This window comes from Elstera sp., assembly GCF_044372965.1.
GTDB lineage: Bacteria > Pseudomonadota > Alphaproteobacteria > Elsterales > Elsteraceae > Elstera.
Genome location: NZ_JBILQX010000186.1, coordinates 1 through 6,959 on the forward strand (window position 1 = coordinate 1; position 6,959 = coordinate 6,959).

The following is a 6,959-nucleotide window of genomic DNA, read 5'->3' on the forward strand; positions in this document are numbered from 1 at the left end:
CAGTTCCCGCCCGATCAGCCAGCGGCGAATCTCGCTCGTGCCTGCGCCGATTTCATACAGTTTCGCGTCGCGGAGCAATCGGCCCGTGGGGTACTCGTTGATGTAGCCGTTGCCGCCGAGGCATTGGATGGCTTCGAGCGCCATCCAGGTGGCCTTTTCGGCGGCGTAGAGGATGCAGCCGGCGGCGTCTTTGCGGGTTACGGTGCCCCGGTCGCAGGCGGCGGCCACGGCGTAGACGTAGGCGCGGCTGGCGTTGAGGGTCACGTACATATCGGCGAGCTTGCCTTGCATCAGTTGGAATTCGCCGATGGGCTGGCCGAACTGGTGGCGGTCGTGCAGGTAGGGGATCACTACGTCGAGGCAGGCTTGCATAATGCCGATGGGACCGGCGGCGAGCACGACGCGCTCGAAATCGAGGCCGCTCATCAGCACGTTCACGCCGCGCCCGACGGCGTTGAGCACGTTTTCTTCCTGGACTTCGCAGTCTTCAAAGACGAGTTCGCAGGTATTGGAGCCGCGCATGCCGAGCTTGTCGAGCTTTTGGGCGGTTCGGAAGCCTTTGAAGGTTTTTTCCACGATGAAGGCGGTCATGCCGCGCGGCCCGGCGTCGGGATCGGTTTTAGCGTAGACGACGAGCGTGTCGGCGTCCGGCCCGTTGGTGATCCACATTTTAGTGCCGTTCAGCACATAGCGGTCGCCCTTTTTATCGGCGCGCAGGCGCATGGAGACGACGTCGGAGCCCGCGCCGGGTTCGGACATAGCGAGCGCGCCGACGTGCTCGCCGGAAATCAGCTTCGGTAAGTAGCGGCGCTTTTGCGCGTCGGTGCCGTTTAGCTTGAGCTGATTGACACAGAGGTTCGAGTGCGCGCCGTAGGAGAGGCCGATAGAGGCCGAGGCGCGGCTGACTTCTTCCATCGCAATCGCATGCGCCAGATAGCCCATGCCCGCGCCGCCGTACTCTTCGGGCACGGTGACGCCGAGAATGCCGAGAGCACCCATTTCCCGCCACAGATGGTTGGGAAACTCGTTCTTCTGGTCGGTTTCGGCGGCGATGGGGGCGATGCGGTCAGCCGCGAAGCTGCGCACGCTATCGCGCAGCATATCCAACTCTTCCCCAAGGGCGAAATTCAGCGACGGAAAATCATTCGGCATGGTCGGGCTCGCTTATTGGGGCGGAAGGTTCATGAGGGTTTGCAGGGCGCAGGCGCAGAGGCTCAAGGCCCCGTCGCGCTCGCCGTAAATATCGACCTCGGTGACGGTCAGGCTGCGCCCGGCGCGTTTCACCTTGCCGTGGCCGATGAGGCGGGAGCCGACGGCGGGCTTGAGGAAATTGGTTTTATATTCGACGGTCAGCACATTATGGCCCGGTTCGGCCACCGACCAAGCAGCATAGCCGCCCGAGACATCGACAAAGGCCGACACCGCGCCGCCGTGGAAGAAACCGTCTTGCTGGCATAGGTCGGGCCGGGCGGGCAGCACGAGGGCGCATTCGCCGCGTTTGGCCCAGAGGATGCTCACCCCCATCGATTGGGTGAAGCTTTGGCGGGCCAGCACCTCGTTTAGATAGGCCAGGGCCGCCGCATCGCTTTCGGTCGTGAGCGCAAAACTTTCCGCCACTGTCATTCCCTTCCCCGGAAGACGCGGCGGCTTTTCAGCTTTGTTCGGCGGTTTGGTCCGCCAAAACTTTACGCGCGCGTCACTTTATAGAGAGCTTGCCACCATCGCCGAGCGCAATCAAGGCCTCCGTGCAATCGGCCTCCACCCGGTCCATGAAATCGAGCAGCACATCGATATCCTGCTTTTGCGCCATCAGGGTTTGGCGGCGTTTGCGGATTTTATCGAGCAGCAGATCGAGCTGCGCGCGCTGGGCTTCCCCGGCGTCGGTCTCGTTATCATACATGTCGATGATTTCGCGGATTTCGTCGAGCGATAGGCCCAGCCGCTTGCCGCGCAGGATAAGTTTGAGGCGCACCCGGTCGCGCGGGGAATAGACCCTACGGTTGCCATTGCGGCGCGGGGTTATCAGGCCGCGATCCTCATAGAATCGAATGGCCCGGGGGGTGATTTCGAACTCGGCGGTCAGTTGCGCGATGGAATAGCTGCTGCTCATGGGGGCAGCATACCGAAGTTTCCCGTGGCGTAAAGTTAGGCAAGCGCGGAAGGGCGCTTTTGACATAAAAAAACCCGGCTGGAAGGCCCAGCCGGGTTCTCTTAGAGCGTGAAGCGCTTAGGCAGCGGGCTTCATGATCTTTTCGACGGCCAAGGTCACGCGGGCCTGGATCGGCTCGATGGCTTCGTTGGCGACCTTCATCGACAGTTCGGTGATCTTATTGCCTTCGGACATGAGCTTATCGAAGCTGGTCTTGGCGGCTTCGTTTTGCAGTTCGATGGCCTGCTTGAAGTTGGTGACGCCCATCAGCGCCTTCGTGGTGGCCAGCGAGGCTTCCACTTGCGACTGGGTGAGAGCGGCCACCGACTTGGTGATTTCTTCCGTGCCCTTAACGAAAATCGTCGAGGCCTTCACGAAGGCTTCCACGTTTTCACGGCCGACCGATGCGAAATCGCCAAAGCCGCCGAAGCTGCTACCGAAACCGTTGCCGAAGCTGCTCATGAAGCCCTTGCTGAATTTTTCGAATTGTTCTTTGGCGGAAGCGAAGGTTTGTTCGGCAGTGGCCATGATGCTGTGTCCTTGTTTGAATTTGGGGAATGGGTCGGAGGTGATCGCGGGGGCCACCTCGGGTTCAGGCGCAGGGGCAACCGCCTCAGGAATAACCGGCGACGCTACCGCAGGCTCGGCAACCACGACCACGGGGGCCGGGGCGGCGGGTTCGGGCGCGACCGCCACGGGTTCCACAGCAACCGGGGTCACGGACGGGGAAACCGTCGGTGTCGCCTTGGGCGCGGGGTGTGCCGTGGGGCGGCGGGAAGAAGCCGCAGGCTTGCGGGGTGTCGTCATCGTGCCAGTCCTTCAGGTTCGATCCTGGTCCGTCGGGAAGGCGGATACCGCAGCGCCCCAAAAGGGTAGGCCGAAACGGTCACACGACCTTTCCCGCCCGGCTGCTGCATCGCACCATTGAGGCGACATTGCCTTATTCTTAAGCGCTCCGTCAAGATGTTTTGTGCGGTGCACACAAAGAAAAATGCGAGCGTTCCTGCCGCCTTCAAGCGTATTCACCTGACGCTCCACTCAGGTTCGTTCGCACTTGAAACGAAAAAATACCGCACCGCAGCACAAAAAACGAAAAAGGAACAAGCCGCAAACAAAGCGGTAAGACAGCGTATGTCGAGAGAGAATCAATGAAGTCAATTGGTTATAGACAGAAGCTCATGTGCTTGCTACAGTCCGGGCACCATAAGACCCAAGCGCGGAAGTGATCCATGGCTCAAACCCAAGTGACCCAACGAGGCAAGTTTCGGCCGGCATTCCGCGCTTTGGCCAATAGTTTGCCAAAAATCGCCCTCTTTGGCGCGCTGATTCTGACGGCAGGAACGGCGCTTGCCGCGCCGGACCGCAGCGCCTCGCTGATTATGGATTATAGCTCGGGCGCAACGCTCTACGCCCACAATGCCGATGAGCCGCGCCACCCGGCGTCGCTGACCAAGATGATGACGCTGTTTATGGCCTTCGAAGCCATTCAGCAGGGTCGCCTGTCGATGGATCAAAAGCTGCTGGTCAGCCAATTCGCCGCCGATCAAGCGCCGACCAAGCTTGGCCTGCGCCCCGGTTCGACGATTCTCGTGCGCGATGCCGTCATGGGGCTCGTGACGAAATCGGCCAACGACGCTGCCGCCACGCTCGCCGAAAATATGGCCGGGTCCGAACCCGCCTTCGCCCGGCAGATGACCCAGCGCGCGCGCCGCCTTGGCATGAGCAGCACTTTATTCGCCAATGCCTCCGGCTTGCCCAACGACGCGCAGATCACCACCGCGCGCGATATGGCCGTGCTGGGCCGCGCCCTTATTCGCGATTTTCCGGATTTCTACCCGCTGTTCTCCACGAAGAACTTCGTCTACCAAGGCCGGGTTCACCCGAACCATAACCGGCTGATGAATGTGTACGATGGGATGGACGGGATTAAGACCGGCTTTATTCGCGCCTCCGGCTTTAATCTGGTCGCTTCCGCCAAGCGCGACGGGCGGCGACTGGTCGGCGCGGTCTTCGGCGGCACCAGCCCCGGGCAGCGCGATCAACTGATGGCAAAACTCATGGACGCCGGGTTCGCGGGCACCCTTGTGGCCATGCGCGACAATGAGGCCCCCCAACGTAACTTGATCGTCGCGGCCGATGGGCCGAAGCAGGGAGCGGTTCCCGTGAACGCCACTATGAGCACGCGCCTGCCCGCCCGCGCCAACAATGGGGCCACAATCACGCCGGTTTCAGCAACCTTGGGACGCGCCGCTGCACCGGTTCTGACGCAGACGGCGATCGACACGCCGCGCGGGCAACCGGTGCCGAAACAAGCAACAGCCCAGCCAGTGTCGCTGAAACCGCAGAGCAAGCCGCAATCTGGCGGCTGGGCGGTTCAGGTCGGCGCGTTTGCCACGGGGGCCAATGCGCAGAAGGCGGCCCAGGCGGCCACTGCCGGGGCGAAGGCCGCCCTCGGCCACGGAACGATTGCTATCGCCGAAGGCAAAGACGCCAAGGGTGCCCGCGTCTACCGCGCCCGCATCGCTGGCCTCACCGAAAAAGAAGCCCGCGACGCCTGCCAGTCCCTCACCCGGCAAAAGAATGCCTGCGTGGCGGTTCCGGCAAGCTAATCCACCGCATTCCCTTAGGAAGGCGCGAGGCCAGGGAGTTTTCCCTGGCTTTTTTTTGGGTGCGCCCCCGTGCTCGGGATCAATATATGGCATTTTTGTGAACCTGCGTCATTATGTCGCAACTTCAGTTTTGCTGATATATCTCTCAGGGTTGCAAAAAATAAAACTCCTAAAAAAATACCTATTATTTCTTTAAGGCTTTAAAATATAACGCAATCCTGCGTGCGGTCCTGAACGCACCCCCCATTTATCGAGCCGATAAACTCAGCGTTACTGCGCTTATTAGAAATTTAATATGGTCCCCTTCCTGACCTAAAGGCTCCCAAATTGGTCTCAATCGACACGAATTTCCGAAATTTGTTATTTTATTAAAATACCTTCTTTCGTTTACGCTTCGTTAAGTCCGCGCTGCCTAGCGTTAATCTTATGACGCACCGAACGTCACAATCAGAAATTGTGCGAGGGGGGTAGCAGCATCATGATCAACCTAAATAATATTCTTCATTTCGGGGAAGATAGTGCCAACGTGACCGCGTTGAACCGGTCGCTGGCGGTCATCGAGTTTGCGTTGGATGGATCTATCCTGACCGCGAATAGTAATTTCTTAACGCTTATGGGCTATGCGCTCGACGAGGTTCGGGGGCAGAACCATCGGATGTTTGTCGATAAGGATGAGGCCTCAAGCCCCGCTTACGCACAGTTCTGGAGCAACCTGCGCGCGGGGAAATTCCAGTCCGCCGAGTATATGCGGCTTGGGAAAGGTGGGGGGGAGATATGGATCCAAGCCACCTATAACCCCATTCTGGATCGGCACGGCCAGCCTGTAAAAGTCATTAAATTCGCCACCGATATCTCTCAGCAGAAACTTCGTTTGGCTGACTATCACGGGCAGATCGCAGCAATCGGCAAAGCTCAAGCTGTGATCGAGTTCGCGCTTGATGGCACGATTTTGGATGCGAACGATAATTTTCTGACGACAATCGGCTACCAACTGAACGAAATTCGCGGGCAGCACCATCGGATTTTCGTGGAACCTGAATACGCCCGCTCGGCCGAGTATCGCGTGTTCTGGTCCAAGCTGCAGAACGGCCAATTTCACGCCGATGAATATTGCCGCCTTGGTAAAGGCGGGAAAAAAGTTTGGATTCAGGCTTCCTATAACCCCATTTTGGACCCGCGGGGACGACCGTTTAAAGTAGTGAAATATGCAACCGATATCACCCGGCAAGTCCAGCGCCGCCAAGACGCCGAAAAAAGCAGCGCTGATATCGACGCAAACCTAGCGTGCATTGTTTCCACCGTCGGGGGTATCCAACTGCAAACAACGAATGTTGCCGGTGCCACCACGCAAACATCAGCCAGCGTGCAGACCGTGGCCGCCAGCGCCGAAGAAATGACCCACTCGATTTCGGAAGTCTCGAGCAACGTCTTCCATTCTAAAGAATCGGCTGATTCGGCGCTGGATCAAATCATCCTTGCTGAAGGCAATGCCGCCCGCCTCAGCACCGCCGCCGGGTCTATGTCCAGCGTCATCGAGTTCATTCAACATATTGCGTCGAACATCAACCTCTTAGCCTTGAACGCCACCATCGAATCGGCGCGCGCGGGCGACGCCGGACGCGGCTTTGCCGTAGTCGCAAGCGAGGTAAAAACACTCGCAAAGCAGGTCGCGGACGCAACCCAGAATATCTCCCAAGAGATTGTTGGGGTGCAGAATATCTCAACGAATGTTGCCGCCGCCCTTGTGCAAATCCGCTCGGCAATGCAAGAGGTTCAAGGAAGCGTTACCGGCGTTGCCGGGGCGATTGAGCAGCAAACCCAGGTAACGCGCGAAATTTCGTCGAATATGCAAGGAACTGCTGGCGCGGTCTGCAATATCGAAGACGGAATGCATGGTATCGAGATCGGTATTCACGATATTCTCGTCGCCGTTGAGGCTGCCAAAACTCTTTCCGCCGCAACACAACGTCTCTACGCCGAACTCTAAACCTCTTGATCCGCTAAGTCGCCCTCCCTAGGGGAGCGGCTCTAGCGGGCATTTTGCGCCTTATAACCGAACCGCACCCCCCCCCAAGGACGCCCTTTCACCATGATCGGGGCCGCCGCCTCCTTCAGCAGAACGAAGCGCCCACCGCCTAAATCGCGCCGGTAGGTCTGCAATAAGAACCGATCGCGGTTTTGGCCCGAGGCCAATCCAACCC

At 59.0% G+C, this 6,959-nt stretch carries 6 protein-coding genes; 2 read left to right on the top strand and 4 right to left on the bottom strand.

Annotation, left to right across the window (positions count from 1 at the left end; genetic code table 11):
• The 4 genes from ACIQ36_RS17030 to ACIQ36_RS17045 all read right to left on the bottom strand — a co-directional run.
• Positions 1-1,152 (bottom strand): isovaleryl-CoA dehydrogenase (locus ACIQ36_RS17030; protein WP_395831512.1); only part of this gene is annotated, 1,152 nt, incomplete at its 3' end.
• Between the two features lie 12 nt (positions 1,153-1,164).
• A complete protein-coding gene (locus tag ACIQ36_RS17035; protein WP_395831514.1) occupies positions 1,165-1,623 on the bottom strand; it encodes a PaaI family thioesterase in 459 nt (152 codons plus the stop codon).
• 73 nt (positions 1,624-1,696) lie between these two features.
• Positions 1,697-2,110, bottom strand: a complete 414-nt coding sequence (locus ACIQ36_RS17040; RefSeq protein WP_395831516.1) for a MerR family DNA-binding transcriptional regulator — start codon at positions 2,108-2,110, stop codon at positions 1,697-1,699.
• Between the two features lie 117 nt (positions 2,111-2,227).
• Positions 2,228-2,956 (bottom strand): phasin family protein, encoded by a 729-nt coding sequence (locus tag ACIQ36_RS17045; RefSeq protein WP_395831518.1) that lies wholly within the window; start codon positions 2,954-2,956, stop codon positions 2,228-2,230.
• A 422-nt stretch (positions 2,957-3,378) separates the two neighbouring features.
• Between ACIQ36_RS17045 and ACIQ36_RS17050 the strand changes: the two genes are divergently transcribed.
• Both ACIQ36_RS17050 and ACIQ36_RS17055 read left to right on the top strand, forming a co-directional pair.
• Positions 3,379-4,758 (top strand): D-alanyl-D-alanine carboxypeptidase family protein, encoded by a 1,380-nt coding sequence (locus ACIQ36_RS17050; protein ID WP_395831520.1) that lies wholly within the window; start codon positions 3,379-3,381, stop codon positions 4,756-4,758.
• A 478-nt stretch (positions 4,759-5,236) separates the two neighbouring features.
• Entirely contained in the window at positions 5,237-6,745 is a 1,509-nt protein-coding gene (locus ACIQ36_RS17055) for a PAS domain-containing protein (RefSeq protein ID WP_395831522.1), read from the top strand.
• Positions 6,746-6,959 lie beyond the last annotated feature (214 nt).